Origin of the sequence: Neisseria weaveri, from assembly GCF_900638685.1 — a bacterium.
Lineage (GTDB): Bacteria > Pseudomonadota > Gammaproteobacteria > Burkholderiales > Neisseriaceae > Neisseria > Neisseria weaveri.
Genome location: NZ_LR134533.1, coordinates 119,701 through 145,067 on the forward strand (window position 1 = coordinate 119,701; position 25,367 = coordinate 145,067).

27 protein-coding genes are annotated in these 25,367 nt (G+C 52.4%); 23 read left to right on the forward strand and 4 right to left on the reverse strand.

Annotation, left to right across the window (positions count from 1 at the left end):
* Positions 1 to 44 precede the first annotated feature (44 nt).
* The 3 genes from EL309_RS00630 to EL309_RS00640 all read right to left on the reverse strand — a co-directional run bounded on the left by EL309_RS00630 (position 45) and on the right by EL309_RS00640 (position 1,930).
* Positions 45 to 632, reverse strand: coding sequence for an RICIN domain-containing protein (locus tag EL309_RS00630; RefSeq protein ID WP_004284630.1), 588 nt, complete (start codon positions 630 to 632; stop codon positions 45 to 47).
* 91 nt (positions 633 to 723) lie between these two features.
* Entirely contained in the window at positions 724 to 942 is a 219-nt protein-coding gene (locus EL309_RS00635; protein ID WP_004284629.1) for a hypothetical protein, read from the reverse strand.
* A gap of 40 nt (positions 943 to 982) precedes the next feature.
* Complete coding sequence (locus tag EL309_RS00640; RefSeq protein ID WP_004284628.1) at positions 983 to 1,930, reverse strand: class I SAM-dependent methyltransferase; 948 nt, start codon at positions 1,928 to 1,930, stop codon at positions 983 to 985.
* Between the two features lie 335 nt (positions 1,931 to 2,265).
* On the opposite strand from EL309_RS00640, the gene EL309_RS00645 reads away from it, so the two are divergent.
* A complete protein-coding gene (locus EL309_RS00645) occupies positions 2,266 to 3,621 on the forward strand; it encodes a DEAD/DEAH box helicase (RefSeq protein WP_004284627.1) in 1,356 nt (451 codons plus the stop codon).
* Between the two features lie 106 nt (positions 3,622 to 3,727).
* On the opposite strand, the gene EL309_RS00650 is transcribed toward EL309_RS00645, so the two are convergent.
* The gene (locus EL309_RS00650; RefSeq protein ID WP_232014424.1) at positions 3,728 to 6,160 is read right to left on the reverse strand and encodes a right-handed parallel beta-helix repeat-containing protein; all 2,433 of its coding nucleotides are present in this window, start codon (positions 6,158 to 6,160) and stop codon (positions 3,728 to 3,730) included.
* 823 nt (positions 6,161 to 6,983) lie between these two features.
* Here EL309_RS00650 and EL309_RS00655 point away from each other — a divergent pair.
* The 22 genes from EL309_RS00655 (at position 6,984) to EL309_RS00760 (ending at position 25,356) form a co-directional block, all read left to right on the forward strand.
* A complete protein-coding gene (locus tag EL309_RS00655) occupies positions 6,984 to 8,504 on the forward strand; it encodes a helicase HerA-like domain-containing protein (protein ID WP_036494142.1) in 1,521 nt (506 codons plus the stop codon).
* Positions 8,505 to 8,891: 387 nt separating this feature from the next.
* Entirely contained in the window at positions 8,892 to 9,176 is a 285-nt protein-coding gene (locus EL309_RS00660) for a PBECR3 domain-containing polyvalent protein (RefSeq protein WP_004284620.1), read from the forward strand.
* A gap of 102 nt (positions 9,177 to 9,278) precedes the next feature.
* Positions 9,279 to 9,695 (forward strand): phage virion morphogenesis protein, encoded by a 417-nt coding sequence (locus EL309_RS00665; protein ID WP_004284618.1) that lies wholly within the window; start codon positions 9,279 to 9,281, stop codon positions 9,693 to 9,695.
* Positions 9,696 to 9,892: 197 nt separating this feature from the next.
* Positions 9,893 to 10,951 (forward strand): phage protease, encoded by a 1,059-nt coding sequence (locus EL309_RS00670; RefSeq protein ID WP_004285300.1) that lies wholly within the window; start codon positions 9,893 to 9,895, stop codon positions 10,949 to 10,951.
* A 102-nt stretch (positions 10,952 to 11,053) separates the two neighbouring features.
* Entirely contained in the window at positions 11,054 to 11,863 is an 810-nt protein-coding gene (locus EL309_RS00675) for a Mu-like prophage major head subunit gpT family protein (RefSeq protein ID WP_004284616.1), read from the forward strand.
* Positions 11,864 to 11,929: 66 nt separating this feature from the next.
* Positions 11,930 to 12,310 carry a hypothetical protein gene (locus EL309_RS00680; protein WP_004284615.1) on the forward strand — a complete coding sequence of 127 codons (381 nt, stop codon included), beginning with the start codon at positions 11,930 to 11,932 and terminating at the stop codon, positions 12,308 to 12,310.
* A 3-nt stretch (positions 12,311 to 12,313) separates the two neighbouring features.
* The gene (locus tag EL309_RS00685; RefSeq protein WP_004284614.1) at positions 12,314 to 12,742 is read left to right on the forward strand and encodes a gp436 family protein; all 429 of its coding nucleotides are present in this window, start codon (positions 12,314 to 12,316) and stop codon (positions 12,740 to 12,742) included.
* A complete protein-coding gene (locus EL309_RS00690; protein WP_004284613.1) occupies positions 12,726 to 13,376 on the forward strand; it encodes a DUF1834 family protein in 651 nt (216 codons plus the stop codon). Before EL309_RS00685 ends, EL309_RS00690 begins: the two co-directional genes overlap by 17 nt.
* Positions 13,373 to 13,570 (forward strand): DUF2635 domain-containing protein, encoded by a 198-nt coding sequence (locus tag EL309_RS00695; protein ID WP_004284612.1) that lies wholly within the window; start codon positions 13,373 to 13,375, stop codon positions 13,568 to 13,570. Before EL309_RS00690 ends, EL309_RS00695 begins: the two co-directional genes overlap by 4 nt.
* Before the next feature lie 2 nt (positions 13,571 to 13,572).
* Positions 13,573 to 14,982 (forward strand): phage tail sheath subtilisin-like domain-containing protein, encoded by a 1,410-nt coding sequence (locus EL309_RS00700; protein WP_004284611.1) that lies wholly within the window; start codon positions 13,573 to 13,575, stop codon positions 14,980 to 14,982.
* A gap of 64 nt (positions 14,983 to 15,046) precedes the next feature.
* On the forward strand, positions 15,047 to 15,424 hold the full coding sequence (locus EL309_RS00705; RefSeq protein WP_004284610.1) for a hypothetical protein: 378 nt from the start codon (positions 15,047 to 15,049) through the stop codon (positions 15,422 to 15,424).
* A 6-nt stretch (positions 15,425 to 15,430) separates the two neighbouring features.
* Positions 15,431 to 15,859 carry a hypothetical protein gene (locus tag EL309_RS00710; protein WP_004284609.1) on the forward strand — a complete coding sequence of 143 codons (429 nt, stop codon included), beginning with the start codon at positions 15,431 to 15,433 and terminating at the stop codon, positions 15,857 to 15,859.
* Positions 15,859 to 16,014, forward strand: a complete 156-nt coding sequence (locus EL309_RS10750) for a hypothetical protein (RefSeq protein WP_004284608.1) — start codon at positions 15,859 to 15,861, stop codon at positions 16,012 to 16,014. Before EL309_RS00710 ends, EL309_RS10750 begins: the two co-directional genes overlap by 1 nt.
* A gap of 57 nt (positions 16,015 to 16,071) precedes the next feature.
* A complete protein-coding gene (locus EL309_RS00720) occupies positions 16,072 to 16,659 on the forward strand; it encodes a hypothetical protein (RefSeq protein WP_004284607.1) in 588 nt (195 codons plus the stop codon).
* Positions 16,660 to 16,751: 92 nt separating this feature from the next.
* Positions 16,752 to 18,848 carry a phage tail tape measure protein gene (locus EL309_RS00725; RefSeq protein WP_004284606.1) on the forward strand — a complete coding sequence of 699 codons (2,097 nt, stop codon included), beginning with the start codon at positions 16,752 to 16,754 and terminating at the stop codon, positions 18,846 to 18,848.
* Complete coding sequence (locus EL309_RS00730; protein WP_004284605.1) at positions 18,845 to 20,176, forward strand: DNA circularization protein; 1,332 nt, start codon at positions 18,845 to 18,847, stop codon at positions 20,174 to 20,176. The genes EL309_RS00725 and EL309_RS00730 overlap by 4 nt, the downstream gene beginning before the upstream one ends.
* Positions 20,166 to 21,311 (forward strand): phage baseplate assembly protein, encoded by a 1,146-nt coding sequence (locus EL309_RS00735; RefSeq protein ID WP_004284604.1) that lies wholly within the window; start codon positions 20,166 to 20,168, stop codon positions 21,309 to 21,311. The genes EL309_RS00730 and EL309_RS00735 overlap by 11 nt, the downstream gene beginning before the upstream one ends.
* A complete protein-coding gene (locus EL309_RS00740) occupies positions 21,308 to 21,976 on the forward strand; it encodes a phage baseplate assembly protein V (RefSeq protein ID WP_004284603.1) in 669 nt (222 codons plus the stop codon). The genes EL309_RS00735 and EL309_RS00740 overlap by 4 nt, the downstream gene beginning before the upstream one ends.
* Before the next feature lie 101 nt (positions 21,977 to 22,077).
* Positions 22,078 to 22,425 carry a phage GP46 family protein gene (locus EL309_RS00745; RefSeq protein ID WP_004284602.1) on the forward strand — a complete coding sequence of 116 codons (348 nt, stop codon included), beginning with the start codon at positions 22,078 to 22,080 and terminating at the stop codon, positions 22,423 to 22,425.
* A gap of 13 nt (positions 22,426 to 22,438) precedes the next feature.
* The gene (locus EL309_RS00750; RefSeq protein WP_004284601.1) at positions 22,439 to 23,494 is read left to right on the forward strand and encodes a baseplate J/gp47 family protein; all 1,056 of its coding nucleotides are present in this window, start codon (positions 22,439 to 22,441) and stop codon (positions 23,492 to 23,494) included.
* Positions 23,491 to 24,054 carry a YmfQ family protein gene (locus EL309_RS00755; RefSeq protein WP_004284600.1) on the forward strand — a complete coding sequence of 188 codons (564 nt, stop codon included), beginning with the start codon at positions 23,491 to 23,493 and terminating at the stop codon, positions 24,052 to 24,054. The genes EL309_RS00750 and EL309_RS00755 overlap by 4 nt, the downstream gene beginning before the upstream one ends.
* A 3-nt stretch (positions 24,055 to 24,057) precedes the next feature.
* Positions 24,058 to 25,356: a tail fiber protein gene (locus tag EL309_RS00760; RefSeq protein ID WP_004284599.1), complete on the forward strand. Its 1,299-nt coding sequence runs from the start codon at positions 24,058 to 24,060 to the stop codon at positions 25,354 to 25,356.
* Positions 25,357 to 25,367: the final 11 nt, after the last annotated feature.

Here is a 25,367-nt window from a genome sequence, read left to right on the forward strand (position 1 = left end):
AAAACAGACGGCCTCAATCTTGAAGAGGCCGTCTGAAAAATCAATTAAGGTCTGACAATATAGAAGTCTTGGCCGCGGCTGCCGTCACAACGGTGCATACGCACTTGGCTGCCGTATTTGCCCGCATCCAAACATTTACCGTTCAAACGGCTGCGGATAGTGCGGCCCTCGCGATACCATTTCTGATTGTCGCCGCCGTGGCATTGGTAGGCAATCACTTCCGCCCCGTTATGGCCTTTGTCGCCGGCCACATCCAAGCACAAACCTTCCACACGGATGGTGTTGCCGACGATGCTGAAGCGTTGATTGCTGTCACCGTGACAAGAGTAGGCAATCAAACCTTTGTAGCCGCTGCGGCTGCGGTCGAGACATTTACCGCTGTCGGTTTCGATCAACACGGTTCTGCCCGTATTCGGCAAACGGCGTTCCGAATCACGTTCGCTGCTTCTGCGGTCTTCGTGCCTTCGTTCATCATACTTGTTGCGCTCATCGCTTTTCCTTTCAGGAAAACGGTCGCCCACATCGATACGGTAGCTGCCGTTCGGATCGACATAAATGCCGCCGTTCGGATCAACGTACACACAGCCGCCGACTAATGCCGCCGAAACCAATAAAATACTTTGCAATTTCATGATTGCTCCTTTCCTGATAAAACCTGCTGATTTTTCAGACGGCCTCCCGCTTATACAACCTTCCATACCTCCGGAAGGCCGTCTGAAAATATTAATCGCCAATGTAGCGTTGCGGATAACGCGCCGGCAAAGGCTGCGCCTCCTGATAAATTACGGTCGAGCCGGCCGGTGCATGGACAGTAATATTTTTATTGACCGTCGTTTGCCGCTGCACCGGCCAATCCACCACCGCCACACGGCCGTAAGGGCTTTCCGCATAAACGCAGCCGCCGAGCACCGCCATACCAATCACACACCAAACCATTTTCATACTTTCCCGTCTCACCGCTTTAATCAAGGCCGTCTGAAAATCAGGGCTTATGCCGTATTTCCCAACACTGATGAATCTTTTTATTGCGGAAATCGTCCGGAACCGATTGTTTGGAAACATCTTTTACCGAATATTTTTCCGCCACGCCTGCACACAATTCAAAGCTGCGCAGATTATTGGAAAAAAACAAAAGGCCGTCTGAATCCAGCAAATCCATCGCACCGTCTATCAAACGCGTATGGTCGCGTTGGATGTCGAGAATATCGAGCATTTTTTTGCTGTTGGAAAAACTCGGCGGATCCATCACAATCAAATCAAACCGTTTGCCTTGTTCATAGGCCGTCTGAAGATACTGAAACACATCCGCCCTTATGATTTGGTGCTGTTCCGTATCGATTTGGTTCAATTCAAAATTACGCTTGGCCCAATCTAAATACGTATTGGATAAGTCTACCGTTTCACTGCTTACCGCACCGCCTGTCGCCGCATAAACAGTAAAACTGCCCGTGTAGGAAAAAAGATTGAGAAAACGCTTGCCCGAAGCCGTCTCACCGACTCTTTTACGGGTATTGCGGTGATCGAGAAACAGGCCGGTATCAAGATATTTATCCAAATTCACCCAAAATTTACGGCCGTTTTCCGTCACAATAAAATCTTCGCCCTGCTTACCGGTTCTTTCATACTGCTGCGTCCCCTTTTGACGCTCGCGGCGTTTGAAATGAATTTGCTCAGGTGCGAACCCGGTTACAAACGAAACCGCTTCCAGCACTTCAGCCAACCACGCTTCGTATTCTTCAGGCTGCATCAGCCAGCCGGTATCGTATTCCTGCAAGTGAACCTGGTCGCCGTAAACATCAACGGCAAAAGGAAACTGCGGAATATCACGGTCATATATGCGCCATGCTTCGATATCGTTGCGGCGCGCCCACTTCAGATAATGCTTGATGTTTTTGCCCAAGCGGTTGGCAAACGGTGTAATGTCGGTCATGCTTTACTTTCAGACGGCCTCGGTTTAATCAAAACGCGCATTTTACCGCACTTAACACCTTTACGCTTGACCGTTTGGACACAACTCTTTATTATCCAGGCTCGTCTTTATTGAAGCCATCGTCTTCAGCCAACCCTTAAACGGTTTTCCCCGTTCTTTCTTTTAAACATCAGTTTAAATAAGTCTGACTTGCAGGTTGTCGCCGATGTTAACCACAAGCACCATGCTTGCGACAACCAACGTTATCTCCGCCGTCGCGGACTGCTTTTTCCGTTCCATTGCTTCAGGCTGCCCGATAGCGGGCAGAATGCGTTGTTGTTCCTTTCAGGAAAACCATGTCGATCAAATTTGCCGACTTAAACTTAGATAAAAACATTCTTTCCGCCCTAACAGCAGCAGGTTACGAATCCCCCACTCCCATTCAAGCCCAAGCCGTACCCCACGCTTTAAACAACCGCGATATCATGGCTTCCGCGCAAACCGGCTCCGGCAAAACCGCGGCTTTTCTACTGCCGACCCTGCAACACTTGACCAAACGCAGCGACAAACCCGGCAAAGGCCCGCGCGCGCTGGTGTTGACGCCTACACGCGAATTGGCGGCGCAAGTTGAAAAAAATGCGCAAACCTATGCCAAAAACATGAAATGGCTGCGTACCGTTACCTTAGTCGGCGGTTCATCTTTCGGCCCGCAAATCCGCGCATTGGACCGCCCGGTTGATCTGATTGTTGCCACACCGGGACGCCTGATGGACCATATGCGCAGCGGCCGTATCAGCTTCGACCGCTTGGAAGTGCTGATTTTGGACGAAGCCGACCGCATGCTGGATATGGGTTTCATCGACGACATTGAAACCATCGTCGCCGCCACACCCGAAAGCCGTCAAACCTTATTGTTTTCCGCTACTTGGGACGGAGCGGTAGGCAAGCTGGCCCGCAAATTAACCAAAAATCCGGAAATTGTCGAAATCGAACGCGTTGACGAGCAAGGCAAAATCGAAGAACAGCTGTTGTATTGCGACGATCTCCGCCACAAAAACCGCCTGCTTGACCACATCTTGCGCGATGCCAACATTGACCAATGCGTTATCTTTACTTCTACCAAAGTCATGAGCGAACAGCTGGCAGACGAGTTGTACGAAAAAGGCTTTTCCGCCAACTGTCTGCACGGTGACATGCCTCAAAGCTGGCGTAACCGTACATTGATGGATTTGCGCAAAGGCCGCTGCAAAATCTTGGTCGCCACCGATGTTGCCGCACGCGGTATCGACGTCCCCACCATCACGCATGTGATCAACTACGACTTGCCCAAACAAGCGGAAGACTACGTTCACCGTATTGGCCGTACCGGACGCGCCGGACGCACGGGCTTAGCCATCACGTTTGCCGAAGTTAACGAATACGTCAAAGTACACAAGATCGAGAAATATATCGGCCGCAAACTGCCTGAAATGACCATCGAAGGCATGGAGCCGACCCGCAAGCGCAACAAAGCCGGCGCCGGCAAACCGAAAGGTAAAGGCAACTGGGGCGGCAAAGGCAGTTACGGCGACCGCAAACCCGGCGATAAAAAATTCGGCGGCAAGCCCAAAGGCGAAGGCGGTTTCGGAAAAAAACCGGCCGGCGGATTCAAAGGCAAAAAGAAAACTTCCGGCAGCGGAAGTTTCAGCAAACCGTCCAGAGCACCTAAATAATCGGGTTTAGCGGTTTTTAATTTACCCATTAAAAACAAAGGCCGTCTGAAAATTCAGACGGCCTTTTATCAATCTCAACAACAATACAATCGAGTATTCATCCGGATTACATCAAATTGCCACTGTGCTGGTCCATCGCCGCATCATGCATTTTTCCTGCCGATACACCGCCATATTGATAAGCCTCGTTTGATGTATCCACCGCATCCGCTTTATCGACATCGACCGGTTTTTCTTTGGAAGACAACCCTAAAGAAGAAGTGACTTTTTTAAAGAATCTCGAGCCGATGGAAACTTTCGGCGGATCGACTTCTACACGGATACCTTTATTAAACTCACCGCTAGTCAGGGTTTTTACGAAAGACATCAGTTTGGATTCGTTATGGCTGTTGCCGTTGACACTCGCATCTAAGTTTTTAAAGGTGGTCCAACCGCGATACATTTTGCTGCGGTCGGTAATCAAGCTGTTGTCTTGCACAACCAAATGCGCCAATTCGCCTTTGGTTACGTCGCCGTTCACATTTAAAATCGGGTGATTCAACTTGCCATGTATCTCAAACTTATTGTTGCTGATATCGTAATGACGGGCATTGCCGTTTAAATGAAGCCCTTCCGAATATCCTTGCGAATCTTCCGAAATATTGATGTGGTTTCGCTTAAAGTTAACCGAACCGTGCAGCTTGCCGTTGTGGTTTTTCTCTTCCACATACACCGGTACCGCACCGGAATGGATACGCTCGATATTGGCTTTATTGCCGATGATGTTGATCTCGCCCGAACCGATACCGGCCGTTTTGCTGTGGCGGTTGAATGTATCGTTGATGACCGCAATCAGGTATTTGGTTCCTTTTCCGCTGATTTCATTGTCAACAATGTCCAGCTGATAATCCATTTGGTGTTCGTGGTTGCGGAATTCGATTCCATAAGTATGAATGGAATTTTTATAAACGCCCAAGCCGCTGATTTTATTGCCTTTGATAATAAAACTGCCGTCTTTGGTATCAAAGTTTCTAAATTGTGTGTTGGTTTGGATTTGAATACCTGTATAGCCGTCGTATTTATTAAGCCCCCAGTCATCGTCTTTGCTCAAACGGAAAGACGCATCCTGCTCGACCTTATTATTGAGAATTTTCACATTGTTCATCTCAAACATACGGTTATAAACGGCTATACCGTATAGTCTGTCTCCAATGGAAACATTGTTTTCAATCAGAATATCGTTGCCGTCATGTACGTCCAAGCCTTTGCGGTAGTTATGATCAGTCGTATTCTTACGGAAAACCAAGCCTTGATTGTAGGAACCTGCCATAGCTGCGATGCCATAGCCCGTACCGCCGTCGTCTTCGTGACCGTTCCACGCAAGCTTATTGCCCTCTGCCAAAAATTTACGTTGGAAAGCCAAACCCACGCCGGCAATGCGGTTATGGTGAAGGTAGCTGTTAATAACCTTATTGTTATCTCCAAACGATAAGCCGGGATAACTTTCATCAATTTCTTTAGTAGACAAACGCTCTACATAAGAAGCCTGACCGCGCACTTCGGGCTGGCCCATTTTGACCGATGTAAATAAAATTCCGGAGCCGTTGGCACCGGAAACTTCAACACCGTCAATCACAGTATTGTCCGCGTCGGTAACCAATATGCCGTTCACTTTACCGAATGAGCTTTTCCCTTTACGGTAAAAATCTTCCGGCTTACTGTGAATATATTTGAGCGACAAACCTGAAACGGCTTTATTATTTTGCCCGTCAATCAAAATACCCGCTTCTTTCCGATAATCTACGCTGTGCGAGCTAACCCGGTTTTCACCCTCTTGGCTGAAGTGGTAATTGATTTTGGCTTTATCCATCCCGTCGCCAAAAATTGCGCGGACACCGGAAGTTTCGTGATTAATAGCAATTTGTTTGGTAGTTTTGAACGTGCCGTGAAAATAAACCGCCGCCTTTAACAAATGAGCCACTTCCATGGCTTTTGCAATCGCTTCCGAGCTGTCTTGAATTCCGAAAGCATCCGCACCGAAATCACGGACATCTACATAATCACCATACTCTCTATGGTAATAAATCTTGGCTTTATCATGTTCCTCACCGGGCACGGAAACAACCCGATGATACTTTGCCGCCATACGGAAGCCTGAAAATCCTGCTGAGGGTTTATGATTAGCAGCAACCTCCGTTGCTGCTTTTACATCAACATGCTTACCCGAAGCCGGCTCTTTTCCGCTGTTACTTAAAACCGCATTCCCCTTCTCAACGGCTGATACTTTTTCAAGCACAGCCTGCTTATCAGATAAAAGTCCTTTAGAAGAAACACTTTCTTTTTGAAAATCCGACTGACTTGATACCAAACTGCCGGTGGCTTTCGGAGCAGCAGACGCATAATTTTGAGAAGGTAAAACATCTTCCATATCCAGCTCGAGCTGCTGGTAGTCTAAACTGATGTCTTTCATCTCAAAATCCAACAAACCTTTATCCGTGAGATGTTTTTTTTTCTTATCCGCCGCACTTAACAAGGTGTTTAAGTCGGTTTTTTTGTTCATGTCCAGATGAGACAGTGCATCAATATTTTTTATCACTCTGTCCGAGCGCAAAGAGTCATTGTTACTTCTAACCTCTTTTTTTAACATTATATATACCTTTCTGAATATATATCTAAATTATTATATTTAATAATATTAAAATAATATAAAAAATAATTGATTGGAGATATTGATGAGTAAGCTCATTTATAAATACTTCAAACAACCAAAAATCATTAAAAAATATCAAATTACAATAGAACAAAACTAAAATAATCAATATTTATTAATATAACTCCTTAATCATTCAAGAAAAATCATTTTAAACAACATTAATTTTTAAATAAAAATCAATATAAAACGATTAATACTAAAATTTAGTTAAGGAATCTTAACTAGACAAACATAACTTCAAAAGTTCATCAAGATGCAAAAAAATAACCCTAAAAAATATTAGGGAATACTTCAAATCAATAAAGCGGTTTTGTAATTATTCAACAGATAGAAAGATAAAAAACGGTCGTTTTTATCGATATTCCAATCGGCATGGAACCTTTGAAAAAGAGCAATTTTACCCCTCATCATTAGATTCGCCAAGAATTTTTACAATCTTCATCTATTAAATCAATAACTTGAAAATTACATATTTATTATTAAATATATATAACCATGTTTATCAAAGTTAAGATAGACACACCCGACACAAGACTGACTCTTTTTTACCCTGCAATACTTGTTTCAGATAAACAAAGGCCGTCTGAATTTTCAGACGGCCTTTGTTGCATACCCCCATAAATCATAAGAAAATAAACCCGTTTACGACCCAATGTTCGAAAGAAAAATCATGATTACATTCCCCATCGCACGCAGTCACGGCAAAGAACTTTATATACAGGGAAAAATGGCCAACCGACACGGATTGATTGCCGGCGCCACCGGCACAGGTAAAACCGTTACCCTGAGACGCATGGCCGAAGCATTCAGTAACGAAGGCATTCCGGTATTTCTCGCCGATGTCAAAGGCGACTTATCCGGCATTGCACTTGCCGGCAACAACAGCGGAAAAATCGGCGAACGTATTCAAGAATTCCAATTGGGCGATACATGGCTGCAAAGCTTTCCCGTACGCTTTTGGGATGTATTCGGCGAAACCGGCATTCCCGTACGCGTTACCATTTCGGAAATGGGTCCCATGCTGCTTGCCCGCCTGATGAATCTGAACAACACACAAGAAGGATTACTCAATCTGGTTTTCCGTGTTGCAGACGACAAAGGATGGCATCTGATTGATTTAAAAGACCTCAGAGGCATTTTGAAACATGTTTCTGAAAACGCAGCCGAATACAGAAACCAATACGGCAACGTGTCCGCAGCCAGCGTCGGCGCCATCCAACGCCAACTGCTGACGCTTGAAAACGAAGGCGCAGGCGAATTGTTCGGAGAACCCGCTCTCAATCTGGAAGATTGGCTGCAAACAGAAGGAAAACAAGGCGTAATCAACATTCTCAACTCCGAAAAACTGATGCGTTCCCCCAGAATGTATAGCGCATTCCTACTTTGGATGTTGGCCGAACTGTTTGAAACCCTACCCGAAGTCGGCGATCTCGAAAAACCCAAATTCATCATGTTTTTTGATGAAGCCCACCTACTATTCGACAATGCCCCAACCGCTCTATTGGAACAAATCGAACAAGTGGTCCGCCTGATCCGCTCAAAAGGCGTCGGCGTATACTTCGTTACCCAAAACCCCTTGGATTTACCCGACAGCATTCTCGGACAACTAGGCAACCGCGTACAGCACGCCCTCCGCGCCTTTACCCCGCGCGACCAAAAAGCCGTTAAATCCGCAGCAGAAACATTCCGCAGCAATCCGAATATCAATGTCGTAGAAGCCATCGCAGAATTAGGCGTCGGCGAAGCATTGGTTTCTTTCCTCGATGAAAAAGGCATGCCCACACCGGTAGAACGCTCATTCATTCTTCCGCCCCAATCCAACTTAACACCCTTATCCGCAGAAGAACGTAACAGCCGATACCAAAGCGATTTACTCTACCGCCACTATAAAGACATGGTAGACAACTATTCCGCCTATGAAGCCTTAATGGAACTCGAAGCCCAACAAACCGAACAGAAACTTGCAGAGCAAGCAGCCAAAGAACAAGCCAAAACCACAGCAAACACCGCCCAATCAGATAAAGACGGCGTTGTCGGCGGCTTCTTAGGCGGCCTGTTCGGCGGACGCAAAAAAGCCAATCAAGGCATCGCCTACGATCTTGCAGATTCAGTCGGAAACCAAATCAATAAACAAGTTACACGCGCTATTTCACGAAGCGTAATGGGCGTAATTAAAAATCTAATGAAATAAATTATCTTCCTGTAACAGAGGCCGTCTGAAAATTTCAGACGGCCTTAAAAATACGCTTTATCACTGAATGTCTTATCCAACGTTTTTAAGCCGCAGACACTTTGAAAAGTAATCTATTCCAACAAAAGCCTGTCCATATCAAGCCGCACCCACATCACTGTCTCCTTACCCGCTTGTCGTCATCCGCTTGACCCTCATATCCCGTTACATCATTTGAGTATTCTATCTCGCCAACCATATAAACCAATTTGAGCAGATATACCTAAATATAACAATAACCTACTCTATAAATTCAGGTATTTTAAAACCTTGTTTAACCTTAGTGTTAAAACTTTTATCATCTCGCTTGTAGCTATCTGCTGAATTTCAACACACAGCAGCCTGAAGGTGCTGTCGGATGATAGTTTGGTTAAGCAGTTTGATAGCCGTCGAGGCGAAGATTTCGGTGCGGATAAATATGAGTACCTGCCGGATATCATATACGAGCCGACCCGCATTTATAGAGATGACAAAAAACGGAAAATCTATCTGACGAAACAGATAAAAGAATCTTGGTATTTTACCGTAATCAAATACTTGGAGAAAAACAACGAACTTTATTTGGAATCTTACAGAAGAACTGATGAGAAAAAAATGAATAGCACTTTGAAAAAATACATTAGATTGAAATAAGTGTCGGGCAAGGCTCGAAATCACTTGCACACGGTCAGAAGCCTAAGCTCGCCTGCGGTATCGAGATTCACCGCTTTTCCGACACTTGAAAACCATCATACCATGATTGAAATCAAAATAGACAATATTTTCGTGGTGCAAAACCAAATCGAGCGGCTGCAAGACGGTGTGGAAAACCGTTACAGGCTGATGGAGCGGTTGGCGGGCACCATGCACTACGCCGTGCATATGAATTTCCGCGCCGGCGGCCGCCCGAAGTGGCTGGGGCTGAAATACCGCAACGGTAAACCGCTGGTGGATAGCGGGCGGTTGCGTGACAGCGTTGTTGCCTATTCAGACAACGATACCGCCCTTGTCGGCACCAATATGGTGTATGCCGCCATCCACAACTTCGGCGGCATGGCCGGACGCGGCCGCAAAGTGAACATACCGCAGCGGGAATTTTTAACGCTGACCAACCAAGACAAACAAGACTTGATGGACGATGTACAGGATTATTTTGCCAACCTGATTAAATGATTTTTCAGACGGCCTTTAAAACGCGCTTTTTAGCGCGTTTTTTATTTGGGTAATAGGTTGGGCTAAAACCAATCTGACGCGATTTTAAAAGGGGTTTAAACGGGGTTTGAAATGCGGTGCGGGATTTGAAGCGCGTCCACTCTTTTCGGCATGGCTGTTGAGCTGAAAATGACAGCATCGCAAAAAGGATGTGCAACATGCCCCAAAACAGATTAACGCTTGCCGCATGCAGTTTCGAGGTGCAGCCGCGCGACGGCCGCATCCAGTTGCTGCCTTACGGTGAGTTTAGAGCGATTGACGGCCGCCCCCACGATGTGCCCGCTTGGTATCTGACCGAAGAAAACGGCCGCGACGTGGTGGAGCTGGCCAATGCCTCGCGCAATCAGCTGGTGGTCGATTACGAGCACCAAACCCTGCACAAGGAAAAAAACGGCCAGCCCGCACCCGCCGCCGGTTGGATGCGCTGGCTGGAGTTTACCCCCAAAGGCTTGTTTGCCGATGTGGAGTGGACGGATAAAGCGGCAGCGGCCATTGCCGCCAAAGAATACCGTTATATCTCGGCGGTGTTTAGCTACGACACCAAGGGCTATGTGCGCAAGATTTTCCACGCCGCGCTGACCAATTACCCCGCGTTAGACGGCATGGATGAAGTGTTGGCGGCAGCGTCGGCACAATTTTTTAAACCCCAAACGGAGCAAAACCAGATGAAAGAGTTGTTGCAACAACTGCTCGGCCTGCCGCAGGCAAGCGACGAGCAGATTACGGCGGCGTTAACCGCAATCTTGGCGGCTAAACCGCAAAATGTTGCCTTATCTGCCGATCTGTTTAAGGAGCTGGCCGACAAAGACAGCAAAATCGCCGCCTTGTCCGCCCAGCCGGCAGGCCAGCCCGACTTGACCCGATACGCGCCGGTGTCGGTGGTGCAGGATTTGCAAAGCCAAATCGCCGCGCTGACCGCCGAGCGCAACGCCGATAAAGGCAACGAGCTGATTACTGCCGCATTGGCCGCAGGCAAGCTGCTGCCCGCGCAAAAGGCATGGGCGGAAGGCGTATTGAAACAAGAAGGCGGCTTGGCCTTTTTAACCGGATTTATCGAAAACGCGCAGCCGGTAGCGGCTTTGGCCGGCACGCAAACCGCAGGCAAAGAGCCGGGCGAGAATGTGGCGGCATTGACGGCGGAAGAGCAGGCGGCCGCCAAGATGCTCGGTATGAGCCATGCCGAGTATGCCGAACAAGTTAAACAACAGGAAGGTTAAAAATGAATAAAACCGCAGTATTAACGGCGCTAACCGCCGCATTCCGCAAGGAATTTCAAAACGGATTGGAATCGGTTAAACCGTCTTATTACGGCCATTGCCATGACGGTGCCATCGAATACGGCTACCAATACTTACGCGTGGCTGGGCAAATTCCCGCAAATGCGCGAATGGGTAGGCCAACGCCAAGTTGAAAAACTGAGCAAAGAGGCCATGAGCCTGACCAACAAAAAGTTTGAAGCGACGGTTGCCGTGGAGCGTACCGACATTGAGGACGATCAGGTGGGTATGTACCGCCCGATGATGGCCGCAATGGGCGAATCTGCCGCGGCCTTGCCCGACACTTTGGTATGGGGTTTGCTCAAAAAAGGCAAAACCACCGAATGTTATGACGGCCAATACTTTTTTGATACGGATCACCCGGTATTTGAAAAAGCCGACGGCACCGGCCAAAACACGCCCGCCGCAAACATTACCACCGGCACCGATAACAATGTGCCGACATGGTATGTGATTGACGATACCCGCACGGTTAAGCCGCTGGTATTCCAAACACGCACCGAGCTGGAGTTTGAGACTAAGTTTGACCCGTCCAAGTCCGACAAAGTGTTTATGGAAGATGTGTATGTTTACGGTGCGCGCCGCCGCTGTGTGGCCGGTTTCGGTTTGTGGCAGCTGGCGCATATGGCCGAAAAAACCGCGTTGAACAGAGCCAACCTGCAAAAAATTATTACCACCATGCGCCGCCTCAAATCCAACGGCGGCTATGCCCTCAATATCAAGCCTAGCCTGCTGGTGGTGCCGCCCGAGTTGGAGGACGCGGCCCGCGAGCTGTTGGAAGCCGAAAAAATCAACGGTACGACCAACACCTTTAAAGGCCGTCTGAAACTGCACGTATCGGTGCACCTGTAAACCAACCTTGATTTTTCAGACGGCATTTAAACCTATTTTAAAGGCCGTCTGAACGGAGACCTGATTATGGCAAATCCAAAAAAAGACACCCCCGTTGCATCTGTAACCCAACCCGACCCGCAAGACTTGAGCGTCGAGGCGGCGCTCAAGCAAGAGCTGGATAAGGCGCAGGCCGAACTATCCGACTTGCAAGAACAATTGGCCGCTGCCGAATCTGCAAAAGCCGCCGCCGAGCGCGAACTGGAAGCATTGCGCAAACAGGCCGATAAGCCTGCTAAGTCCGGCAACCCGAATAAGAGACTGGTGCGCACGGCATCGGGGCGCGAATTTTGGCGCGCCGGCGAGAAATTTGACGGCGAGTGGCGCGAGATCGACCGCACCGTGATTGGCGACGAGGCGTGGCAGCGCATTATCGACGAGCCGGCCCTGCAAACCAAAGAGGCGTAAATCATGGCTTATGCGGTGATGGCGGATATGGTGGCGCGGTTTGGCGAGCTGGAGGTTATCCAGCTGACCGACCGCAACCAAGACGGCTATATCGACGAGGACGTGGCGGCAGTGGCACTGGCCGATGCCACCGCAGAAATAGATGCGTATCTGGGTCGGTTTAAACGTCCGTTTACCGATGTGCCGCCCATCCTCAAGCGCTTGTGTTGCGATATCGCCCGCTACCGCCTCACCGCCGCCAACGGTGTGCTGATTACCGAAGAAATCCGCAACCGCTACAAAATCGACGTACTCGACCTGCTGCGTGCTATGGCCAAAGGCGAAGTGCAGCTGGGCGTGGATGATAGCGGCGAAGAAGTGGCTGCGGGCGAAGACGGTATTGTGTTTATCAACGGTAAAAATAAGGTGTTCGGGCGTGATAACCGAAATTGAGCAAGCGGTAACAGACCGTCTGAAACGGGGTTTGGGGCGCATGGTGCGCACGGTTAAAAGCTACAACGGCGAGGCCGACGATTTGGCCGGGCAAATCCATACGCTGCCCGCGGTATGGGTAACGTATGGCGGCAGCAAGGTTGAGCCTGCCGGTACCGGCGGCGTGCACAGCCGCTATCAGGATACGGCGGAATTTGTAGTGATGGTTGCAGCCCGTAATCTGCGCAACGAGCAGGCACAGCGGCAAGGCGGAATCGACAGCCGTGAAATCGGCAGCAACGATTTAATCCGCGCCGTGCGCCGCCTGCTTGACGGCCAGCGGCTCGGTTTTGCCGACAGCCGCGGCTTGGTGCCCAAAGCGGTGCGCGCGATTGCCAATCATGTGTTGGTGCAAAACGCCGCGGTAAGTATATATGCGGTTGAGTATGCCATCCGCTTTAACACCTGCGGACTCGAGAATGACCGCTACCCCGAGCACACCGACAATCCCGACGACCCCGACCATATCTTTACCAAGTATCAGGGCACATTGAGTGAGCCGTGGCCTGATTTCGAGGGGGTGGACGGCAAGATTTACGACCCGCAATCCGACGGTGAAATCCCTATAAACCTAACCCTTAAGGATAAGCAATGAGCAAAATCAAAGTAACGGCGGCAGACGGCCTGCGTGTGCCGACCGAACACAACCCGCACGAATATATCGGCCAAGAGCCGGTGGAGGTGGACGGCAACAGCCTGTATTACCGCCGCATGATTGATGACGGCGATTTGGTGGTGGTTGAGGATACCGCCCCAAATACCAAAACCCGCAATGCTAAGGGAGAGTAATAATGCCCCATATTGATTTTGACACGATTCCGGGCAGCATCCGCGTGCCCGGGCAATACATCGAATTTAACACCCGCAATGCCGTGCAAGGCTTGCCGCAAAATCCGCAAAAGGTATTGATGGTTGCCCCCATGCTGACCGCGGGCAGACAGCCCGCCTTAGAGCCGGTGCAACTGTTTAGCGATGCCGAGGCGGCCGATTTGTTCGGACAAGGCTCGCTGGCGCATTTGATGGTGCGCCAAGCATTTGCCAACAACCCTTATTTGGATTTGACCGTTATCGGCATTGCCGACCACAGCGCAGGCGTGCAGGCAACCGCAACCGTTACCCTTTCCGGCACGGCCACCGCGCCGGGCGTGGTGGATATCACGATTGGCGGCAAGCAGGTCAGCACGGCTGTGAACACCGGCGAGACCGCCGCCACAGTGGCAGGCCGTCTGAAAACCGCCATCACTGCCGCCGATGTAACCGTTACCGCATCCGGCAGCGGCGCAGCCGTGACGTTGACAGCCAAACACAAAGGCGAGATCGGCAACGAGAGCGGCTTAACCGTGAGCACCGGCAATACCGGCCTGACTTATCAAGCCGATGCCTTTAGCGGCGGTGCCAAAAATGCGGACATTGCCACGGCCTTGGCCAAAGTGGCGGGCAAGCATTATCACATTATTTGCAGCCCGTTTAGCGATGACGCCAACGCCAAAGCCTTGAGCAACCATATTACCAACGTATCCAATGCCATCGAGCAGCGCGGCTGTATCGGCGTATTGGGTATGAGTGCGACCTTGAGTACGGCCACCACCGCTACCGGCAAAATCAACGACGGCCGCATTACCTGCGCTTGGTACAAAGGCGCGGTAGAGCCAAACGGCATCATTGCCGCAGGTTATGCGGCGGTGTTGGCCTTTGAAGAAGACCCTGCCAAGCCGCTGAACACGCTGGAAATCAAAGGGCTGGCCGTTACACTTGATGCGCAATGGCCGCTGTTTGCAGAGTGCAACAATGCGCTGTACAACGGCTTGACGCCTTTAACCGTGGTCAACAACCGCGTACAGATTATGCGTGCCGTATCCACCTACACCAAGTCGGCCAACAACACCGACGACCCGGCACTACTCGACATTACCACCATCCGCACGCTGGATTATGTGCGCCGCAGCGTTAAAGAGCGCATTGCCCTGCGTTTCCCGCGCGACAAATTGAGCGACCGCCTACTGCCCAAGGTTAAGAGCGAGATTTTGGACGTATTGATCAAGCTCGACCAAGCCGAAATCATCGAAAACGCTGAAGCCAATAAAGGCAAGCTGGTGGTGGCGCGTGCGCAAAACGACCCCAACCGCGTGAATGGCATCATCCCCGCCGACGTGGTCAACGGCCTGCATGTGTTTGCCGGGCGCATTGATTTGATTTTGTAACCCTTTTCAGACGGCGTTTAAACCTGTTTTAAAGGCCGTCTGAAACCTTAAAAAAGGATAAAACATGAGCGATGCAACTTATGCCGGCGCGGTGATTATGGAAGTTAACGGCCGCGATATCGAGATTGTGAGCATCAAGCCGCAAACCACCACCGGCCGCAAGCCGGTCAAAACGATGAACCGCAACGGCCGAGTCAACGGTTATTGTGACGGCGTAACCGAACACAAATTAAGCGTTACCGCCGCCATTCCGCTTGACGGCCGCGCCGTGGATTGGGACAACATTACCAAAGCCAAAATTACCATCTACCCCATCAATCAAGAAGACAAACGCACATCCTATCTCGACTGCTTTACGGTTGACACCGGCGAGCAGTACCAATCGGAAGGGGAAGCGGTTATCGATATCGAGATGGTGGCGCTGCACAAAATCACGGAGTAATACCGCATGAAACACGAGTTTGATTTGGTGTGGGGCCTGCCCTTGCCAGACGGCGGCGGTGTGGCCAAACGCGCCGTGCTGCGGCCGCTGACCATCGGCGGCGAACTGCGCGCGCAGGCGGCATTGGAAGATATGGATTTGGGCGAAGCGCAAAGCGAAAGCGGCAAAGCCCGCGCCCTGATGACTGAAACCTTGGCTTATTGGGCGGAGCAGCTTACCGTTGAGGGCATCGCACCCGAACAGCTAACCGCCGAATACCTGGCGGAAAACCTCACCGGCGAAGACTACGGCATCATCTTGGCCGCACAGGACGACCTGCGGGCAAAATACACCGCCGCTGGGGCAAACCCCGGGAACACCACGGCGGCCGCCGAAAAACCGAGTCCCGAAACTACCGCAACTGCCACCGCAATTACCGCCAATCCGTCATCTTGATGGCCAAAGCGGGTATATCCGCCGATGCCGTGGCCGGTATGTGCCACGCCGAGCTGGTGGCTTGGTTTGGAGACATCTTGGACAGCTTAGGCGTTAAAAAGCCCACGGATGACGGAGTGATTATCTCGAGGCGGTTGCCTAAGCCAAGCAAGTGATAAGATATGTTAAAATCATAGCCGTGCGATTTTGCATGGCTTTTTTATGGGGGAAATATGAGTAAACAATGGGCTGTATGTTTGGCCGTTATCCTTGCCGCTTGTGGCGGTCAAAAAACCGAACCTGCGCGACAACCGGAACAAACAAATGTAATACAGGAGCAACCCAAACAGGCGGTCAATCTTTGCCCGCAAAGTATGGGGGTTACGGCAGAAAAACTGTTGTTAAACATGGATAGCGGATTGAAAGCTACCAACGCCCCTGTGGGGATATTGAATAAAAATGTAGTGCAAAATGAATGCGGTTATCAAGTCACAATGGAAACGGAATTCGGGGCGGTGTTTATCCAATTAAACCCCAAGCAAGATGTTTTGAGCGTTAGCGCGGGGTATGAAAACAAAAGTGATTTGGCAAAAAATGCACGAAATATGTTTGCCGTTATACAGACTGTTATCTCAACCGAAGGGAGGGCAAAGCTGGGGGAGACGGAAGTTGGTAATGCATTATTTGAAGCCATAACGGACACCATGTTGGTAGCAAAAGAAAGCGGAGCGGCCAGCAAGGATATAGAGTATGGCGGCAATCGTTATACTGTAAACGTCGAAGGTAGTGCCGTTGCTGTTGTGGCGCGCAAACAATTCTGACGGACGGGCTTGAAGCCCCTTAAATCCCGATTCAAACAGCCTTTAAACCATAATTAACCGTGAGTTAATGTGAGTTTAAAGGCTGTTTTTTTATGGCAAACGGATTGTTAAAACTGGTGTTGTCGCTGACCGGACGCGATGATGGCGCAAAGCGGCTTTTGGCCGAAACCGAGCGGCAATTGCAGCGCACGGCCACATCGCGCATGAAAATGGCGCGCGCGCACAAACCTTATGAAATAGCGGGTATCCGCTCGGAAAAAGCAATACAGCGCGAAATCCGTGCAACAGAAGCGGCCTATAACAGGTTGCGTCGCAGTGGCACGGCTTCGCAAAACGATTTGGCGCGTGCCGCCCGTGCGACCAAGCAGCGCATTGCCGAATTAAATGCAGAGTTGGGTAAAAGTTCGAAACTGCAAAAAGGCGTGGCTATCGGTGGAGCCGCACTTGCTGCGGGCACGGCGGCCTATGCCGTGCTTAAGCCTGCGATGGACGACAAAATGCAGCTCAATGCCAACATCAACCAAGTAGCCCGACAAGCGTTTATCGAAGATGAAAGCAAGTCGGCTCAATGGATTGCCACAAAAGGTGCGGAGGAAGTGAAAAAACTGGCTTTGGATTTAATTAAGTCCAACGGCGGCAATGCCGATTCCGCATTAGGCATGATCAGCGCCATGATGACTAACGGCATGAGCTTTTCAGAGGTCAAAAAAGATGCCCGGACATCTTACGCAGCGATGATGGCTGCCAGCGAAAACGGCCAATACAACCCGGACGACACGGCAAAACTGATGAAAGTGCTGAAAGATGCCGGTTTTAACGGCAAAGATTTGGCATTGGCGTTTGAACATGCTTTGCAATCGGGCTTGGACGGTAATTTTGAAATCACCGATATGGTGCGCGAATTGCCCGCCCTGCTGCCGCAAGCGCAGCAGGCAGGATTAACAGGGATGCAGGGCTTGGATTACCTGTTGTCGTTACTGCAATCTGCGGCCAATAAATCAGGCACCACCAGTGAGGCCGCAACCAACGTAAGCAATATTTTAAATAAAACTTTGGCGGCGGATACCGTGAAACGGTTGTCTAAACTCGATAACCCGTCAACACCGGGCAAAGGTATCGACTGGGAAGGTTCGGTTTTACGCGGAAAAGCCAACGGCGAAAACGCGGTGCAGGTGTTAAGCCGCCTTGTCGATGCCATGCTCAAACAGGATAAAGAGTATGCCGGCTACAAGGCCAAAGCCGAAAAAGGCGACAAAACCGCCGCCGAGCAAATGAATATGATGCGCGGTTTTGTTTTATCGAAAGTAATGCCCGATTTACAGGCCAAACAAGGTTTGTTGGCTGCTGCCGACTTGGAGCAAATCAACCAATTCGTGAAAAATTTGGCCGGAGTTACCCACGAAAACGGCAAGGTGGAAAAGCTCAATCAAGCGCGTATGGCAACCGATGCGGCGCAACAGGAGCGCAATAAGGCGATAGCCTTGATTGAGGAGGGTGTTACGCAACCGTTGATTAGTTTTCAGACGGGCTTAACCAGCTTGTCCGCAGAGTTTCCCAATACGACGCTGGCCACCAAAGCGTTGGCCGCTGCCGCCACTGCCGCCGCCGGTGCTTTGGGTTTGGTGGCAATGGCAAACGGCAAGGGGTTGGGGGATTTTCTGCCGGGGAAAAAAGGCGGAGGTATCGCGCCGAAAGGTGCGGCGGGCAGCTTTTTGGGAAAATGGGGCAGCAAACTGCTTGGTGCAAAAGCAAGTGTCGGCGCAGGCTTACTGTTTTATTCCGACGGCCTCAATAAGGGTGAGGGCGAACGTATGGAAGCCATGCGTCAGGCATACCGCACGGGAAAACCTTATTTACCGGTGCAACCGCAGCCGCGTTTGCGTGCCGAACCCTTGCAACCATTGCGCCCGCTCGACCCCCTTAAACCCGCCGAACCGCTTGCGCCCGTTATCACCCAGCAGACCGCCGCTTATCAAGCCGCGATTACCCAGCAAACTGCTGCTTACCAAGCCGCGCTGAATGCCGAGACGGCGGCGGTAACGGGCGGGCTGAATCAAATTAACGGCACGCTGGCCGCGGCCAACCAAACCATCAACAACAATATGACGGTAACGCTCGACGGGCGCGTGATTGCCCACGAGGTATCGCGGTATCAAGTGGCCATGTTCGGGCGTGGAGCGGGTCAATGAGCGGATGGCATACCTTATTGCAGGACGCATCTTATAAGGGCGTCGGCTTTGATATTGAGGCGGTGGACGAGAGTAACGGCAAGGCATTGGCCGAGCATGCGCGGCCGTTTGTGCAGGGTATCGACCTTGAGGACATGGGCACGACCGGGCGGCAGGTGCAGATTAAGGCGGTGTTTTGGGGCAAGGGCTATGCAGGCCGTCTGAAAAAGCTGCTGGATGCGCTGGAGCAGCCGGGCGGCGGCGTGCTGGTGCACCCTGTTTGGGGGCGGATGCACAACATGATTGCGGCATCGTGGAGCTACCGCCATGAGGCCGATTATGTGGATTATGCCGGCATCGATATTACTTTCCGCGAGGCGGCCGAAGCGCAGGAAATCTTTGTTTTTGAAAACGCCTTTTTGGTCGAGCTTGAGGCATTGATTGCCGATATCGATACCTACCGCGAGGCGGCTATCGGCTTTATTGATGCGGTGTTGGCGGTGGATGCGGGCGTATCGGCTTTATGGGGCAGCGCGCTGGGCATTTGGAGTGCGGCATCGGGTACGTTTGGCGCGGTGCGCCGTTTGTTTGATTTGGACAAAATCGCCTTTCCCGACCGCGGCGGATACAGCGCAGCGGCGTTTAAAAGCGGCTCGGCCAAGCTGTTTGCGGATATGGCGGTCATGGTGGATACCGGCATGCGCAGTGAGGCGGGTTTGGCTGATAATGCCATGCACCATGCCGGTTGGTCGCCGCGACAGCGGTTTGACGGGGCTGCGGCTGTTGCTGACCGTGCCGCCGCTATCCCTGATAATTTGCTGACCGGCCGCTTTTCAGACGGCCTGCAAAGCCGCTTGAACCGTTTAACCGCCAAACAGGTGCAGCCGGTAGCGCAGGCGGTGCGCCTGTTGTCGACGGCATCGCTGTTGTCGGTGGCGACGGCATTAATCGAGGCGCATGGCGAAGAGATGACTGCGCCCGATTTGATTGAGGTTAACCGCGCCATGCGCCGCCGTATGCAGGCCGAGATTGCCGCCTTGCGGGCGGTGCAGACGGCTGCTGCCGAGTCGGGCACTCTGACGGCCAACGCCGTGTATACCGAGGCTTACCAAACGGCAGAATCCCTGCGCGCGGCGGCAGGCCGTCTGAATGCGTTGGTTGCGGCGGCCATCAACCAAAAGCCGCCGCTGATTGTGCGCCAAGCCCCAATCGACGGCACGATACACCAAATCGCCCATGAGTTTTACGGCGATATCGCCCGCGCGGCAGAGCTGGTGCGGCTCAATCCCCATATCCACCACCCCGCGTTTATCAAGCGCGGCACTTTGGTCAACAGCTATGCAAAATAATTCATACGGCTATGCCGTGTCGGTGCGCGTGGGCGGTAAAGAGCACCGCCACTGGGAGCGCTACGACATCGACAGCGACTTTTTAATTCCCGCCGACAGCTTCGATTTTGCCATCGGCAGGTCGGGGCCGGAAGCGGCCATACCCGATTTAAGCGGCGAAACCTGCGAAGTGGTGATAGACGGCCAAACCGTGATGACGGGCATTATCGGCAGCCAGCGCCACGGCAAAAGCAAGGGCAGCCGCGAGTTGAGCTTGAGCGGGCGTGATTTGGCCGGTTTTTTGGTGGATTGCTCCGCGCCGCAGCTCAATGTTAAGGGCATGACGGTATTGGATGCAGCCAAAAAGCTGGCCGCGCCGTGGCCGCAGATTAAAGCGGTGGTGCTCAAAGCCGAAAACAACCCCGCTTTGGACAAAATCGACATCGAGCCGGGCGAAACCGTATGGCAGGCATTAACCCATATCGCCAACTCGGTCGGGCTGCATCCGTGGCTGGAGCCGGACGGCACGTTGGTGGTGGGCGGTGCGGATTACAGCAGCCCGCCGGTGGCGACATTGTGCTGGAGCCGCACCGACAGCCGCCGCAATATCGAGCGCATGGACATTGAGTGGGATACCGACAACCGCTTTTCCGAGGTGACATTTTTGGCGCAATCGCACGGCCGCAGCGGCGACAGCGCCAAACACGATTTAAAGTGGGTGTACAAAGACCCGACCATGACGCTGCACCGCCCAAAAACGGTGGTGGTATCCGATGCCGACAATTTGGCCGCATTGCAAAAGCAGGCTAAAAAGCAGCTGGCCGACTGGCGGCTGGAGGGATTTACACTCACGATAACCGTGGGCGGCCATAAAACCCGCGACGGCGTATTGTGGCAACCCGGCCAGCGTGTGCATGTGATCGACGACGAGCACGGTATCGATGCGGTGTTTTTTCTCATGGGGCGGCGGTTTATGCTTTCGCGCATGGACGGCACGCAAACCGAGCTGCGGCTCAAAGAGGACGGCATTTGGACACCTGACGCTTACCCCAAAAAAGCCGAGGCGGCGCGCAAGCGCAAAGGTAAGCGCAAAGGCGTGAGCCATAAGGGCAAAAAAGGCGGCAGAAAGCAAACGGAAACGGCGGTGTTTGAATGAGTTTGAGTAAATTGGCAAAAAAAACGGCGCAAACTGCTAAAAACATAGGCGAAACCCTGCGCGCGGCCTTTCGGGGCAAAATCACGCTGGTGGTGTCGTCCGAGCCGATACAGCGCGTGCAGTTGAGCGGCTTGGCCCACGAAACCCTGCAAGACCTTGAACATTTGCAGGAATACGGCTTTGCCAGCCATCCGCCCGACGGCAGCGAAGCGGTAGTGATACCGCTGGGCGGCAATACGTCGCACGGTGTGATTGTGTGCAGCCAGCACGGCAGCTACCGCATCAAAAACCTTAAGCCCGGCGAGACGGCGATTTTTAATCATGAGGGTGCAAAAATCGTGATTAAGCAGGGCAAAATCATTGAGGCCGATTGCGACGTGTACCGGGTTAACTGCAAACAATACGAGGTTAATGCGGCCACGGATGCCAAATTTAACGCGCCGTTGGTGGAGACCAGTGCGGTGTTGACGGCGCAAGGCCAAATCAACGGCAACGGCGGCATGGCCGTCGAGGGCGGCAACGGCGCCACATTTAGCGGCGATGTGAGTCAAACGGGCGGCAGTTTTAACACCGACGGCGACGTGGTGGCCGGCGATATATCCTTGCGCCGGCACCCGCATACCGACAGCATGGGCGGCAAAATATCACCACCGGAACCGGCATAGACAAGCAGACCTTTGGCAGCCTTCGGGCTGCTTTTTTTTTGCGCCTCAGGCTTGAAGCCAGTGCACTCCGTAAGGCCGTCTGAACACGGCAAAATGCCGGCATGGACAAAGAGCTAAACCCCGGCACCGGCGACTATACCGGCCGCACCGTCGATACGCTGCAAAATGCCGTGTACATCCGCCTGATGACACCGTTGGGCAGCTGGTGGGCGGATAAAACGCTCGGCTCGCTGCTGCATTTGTTGCAGCGTGAAAAAGACCTGCAACGGGTCAGCCTGTTGGCCGAGCAATATGCCGAGGAGGCACTGCAACCGATTGTTAAGAGCGGGCGTGCCGACAAGATTACCGTGCGCGCAGAGCAGCCGCACGACGGCCGCCTGATCCTGCATATCCGGGTGGATACGGCGGCAGGCGGATTTGACTACCGCCACGAAGTGCCCGTGATTTAAAGAGGTTTTAAACGTGTTTGAAACGCCGACATTTGAGCAAATCCGCGAGCGTATCCTGCGCGATACCAAAAGCCTGTGGCCGGATGCCGATATCAGCCCCGACAGCGACCATTATGTGCACGCCAGTCGTTTGGCCAGCTGCGCCGAAGGGCAATATGTGCATCAAAGCTGGATTGTGCGGCAGATTTTCCCGGATACGGCCGACCGCGAGTATTTGGAGCGGCATGCCTCCATGCGCGGTTTGCGCCGCCGCAATCCGACCACAGCCAGCGGCACGCTGACTGTAAGCGGCATTGCCCAATCCGTGCTTTCAGACGGCCTGCAAGTGCGTATCGGTCAGCGTTTTTACCGCACTACCGCCCGCGCCGTTATCGGCAGCGGCGGCACGGCGGAAGTACCGGCAATCGCCGAAGAGCCGGGCGCGGCCGCCAATGTGCGCGACGGCGAGGCGCAACTGATGGCCGCTCCCGCCGGCGTGGCCACCGAATGCCGCCTTACCGTGCAAGGCGGCACCGACCGCGAAAGCGATGCCTCGCTGCTGGCGCGGCTGCTGGAAATCATCCGCCGACCGCCCGCAGGCGGCAACCGTTACGACTATAAAAACTGGGCGTTGAGTGTCGACGGCGTAACCAGCGCATATGTTTATCCGCTGCGCCGCGGCTTGGGCACGGTAGATATTGCGATTACCTCCGCCGACGGTGTGCCGTCGGAAGAAACCGTGCGCCGCGTGCAGGCTTATATCGACGAGATGCGCCCGGTAACGGCAAAAAATGCGCTGGTACTCAAGCCAACCGTAACGGCGGTGCCCGTTACCGTGCAAGTCAAGCTCGACGGCATCGACTTGGCCGAGGCCAAACGCCGCATACAGACGGCCCTAAACGAATATTTTGACACCTTGATCCCCGGCGACGGCCTGACCGTGTCGCAAATCGAGGCGGCTGTCAGCAATACGGAGGGCGTGATCGACCGCCGTCTGATCACGCCGACGGCCAACCGCGCCGCCGATACGGTTAACCGCATCGAGTGGTTTAAAGCGGGCGCGATTAATGTAACGGAGATGCCGTCATGAGCTATCAAGACATCTTGCGGGGCCTGTTGCCCCCCGTGTCGTATGCCCGCAATGCCCCGCGTGTGCGGGCGCAGGCAGAAATAGACGGCGCAGCGCTGGATGCGGTGGCGGAATCGGCTCAAAGCGTTGCCGATGCCGTCGACCCGCGCAGCGCCGGCCAAATGCTGGCCGATTGGGAGCGTGTATTAGGTTTGGACGGTACGGGCAAAAACCGCCAGCGCCGTGTGTTGGCGGTCATGGCCAAGCTAAACGAAACAGGCGGCTTAAGTATCCCTTATTTCGTGCGTTTGGCCGAGGCGGCGGGCTATCAAATCCAAATCAATGAACCGCAGCCGTTCCGCGCCGGTGTCAACCGTGCGGGCGACCGTCTTGCGCCGCAGGAAATCATGTGGGTGTGGCACGTTAACGTGCGCGGCGGCAACAACCGCATTACCCGATTCCGCGCCGGTATCTCGGCGGCGGGCGACAGGTTGACCGATTACGGCGATGCCGTGATTGAGACCGTTATCCAAGATTTAAAACCCGCACATACCGCAGTGCGATTTACTTATGAGGCATAGACAATGCACGCTATCGATACCCCCGATAAACAGTTTAAAGACGGCAACGGTACCAGCGAGCTGGGCACCATCCTGCCCGCATGGTGGCTTAATCAGGTGCAGGGCGAGATATTGGCTGTGTTGACGGCCGCAGGTATCCAGCCCAATAAAGCCAAAACCAACCAACTCGCCGAGGCAATAAACAGGTTATTTGTCGGACAAGCCGGTGATCAGGATGTAGCCGGCGAAAAAACCTTTACCAGCCTGTTAACCGCCGGACGTGCCGAGCATTGGGGGAAAATACGAATGCCCGTGCAGGGCGGCGGGCATTGGTTTTTGGAGGCCAATCCGCAATCCGTTTTGTCAGATGGCAGCACACTTAAATTTAACATTAAGTACGAGCAAACCAGCGGCCAAGTTCGGTATATACATTTCCCGGAGTTGGGTAGTGCCAACCGCACGGTTGCATATCAAGATTGGGTAATTGCCCGTATTGCAGGTGTCGAGAGCAGTGCCGTTAAGACTACGGGCAACCAAACTGTGGGCGGCAAAAAAACCTTTTCGGAAAGTGTCGACTTTGCAGGTGGTTTGCGCATATCGGGCAACAACACAGAGCAATGGGCGGAGCTGGGCTATGCCGCCAGCGCCGTCTATCTCAAAAATCCCTCCAGCAACAAATCATTGCAATTGGGCGACGACGGCACCATCAAATATCAGGGCGACAAGTTGGTGCTGTGGTCCGACCGCCGCGATGCCGTCGATTTGGCCAACAGCCAAACCGTTGCCACCTCGCAGGCCGTTAAGACGGTCAACGACAAGGCAGAGCAGGCCGCGCCGCCGGGTACGATTGTTGCTTACTCTGGCACAACTGCGCCGCCGGGCTGGCTTAAATGTAACGGTGCCAACGTCAGCCGCGCCACCTATGCCGCTCTGTTTGCCGTTATCGGCACGACATACGGCGCGGGCGACGGCAGGACGACATTTACGCTCCCCGATATCCGTAACGAGTTTATCCGCGGCCTGGATGACGGCAGGGGGTTGGACAGCAGTCGTGCATTAGGCTCCAAACAGACGGCGCGACTACCGCAACACTCGCACGGCGTCGGTTTTATGATTGGCGATGATATGAGATTTGCTAAGGCCGGTGTGAATTACAACATTGACAGCGGTAAAGATTTTTGCTTGTCGGCAGGGGCAAACAGCACTACCAGCGTGGAGCGATATAGCGGCAACGGACAGCGCGTCGAGACCATTGCCACCTATGGCATGACGGGTGATTTGGCTCCGTCAAATATCGCAGAGTTGTACATCATTAAAATTTAACGAGGTTATAA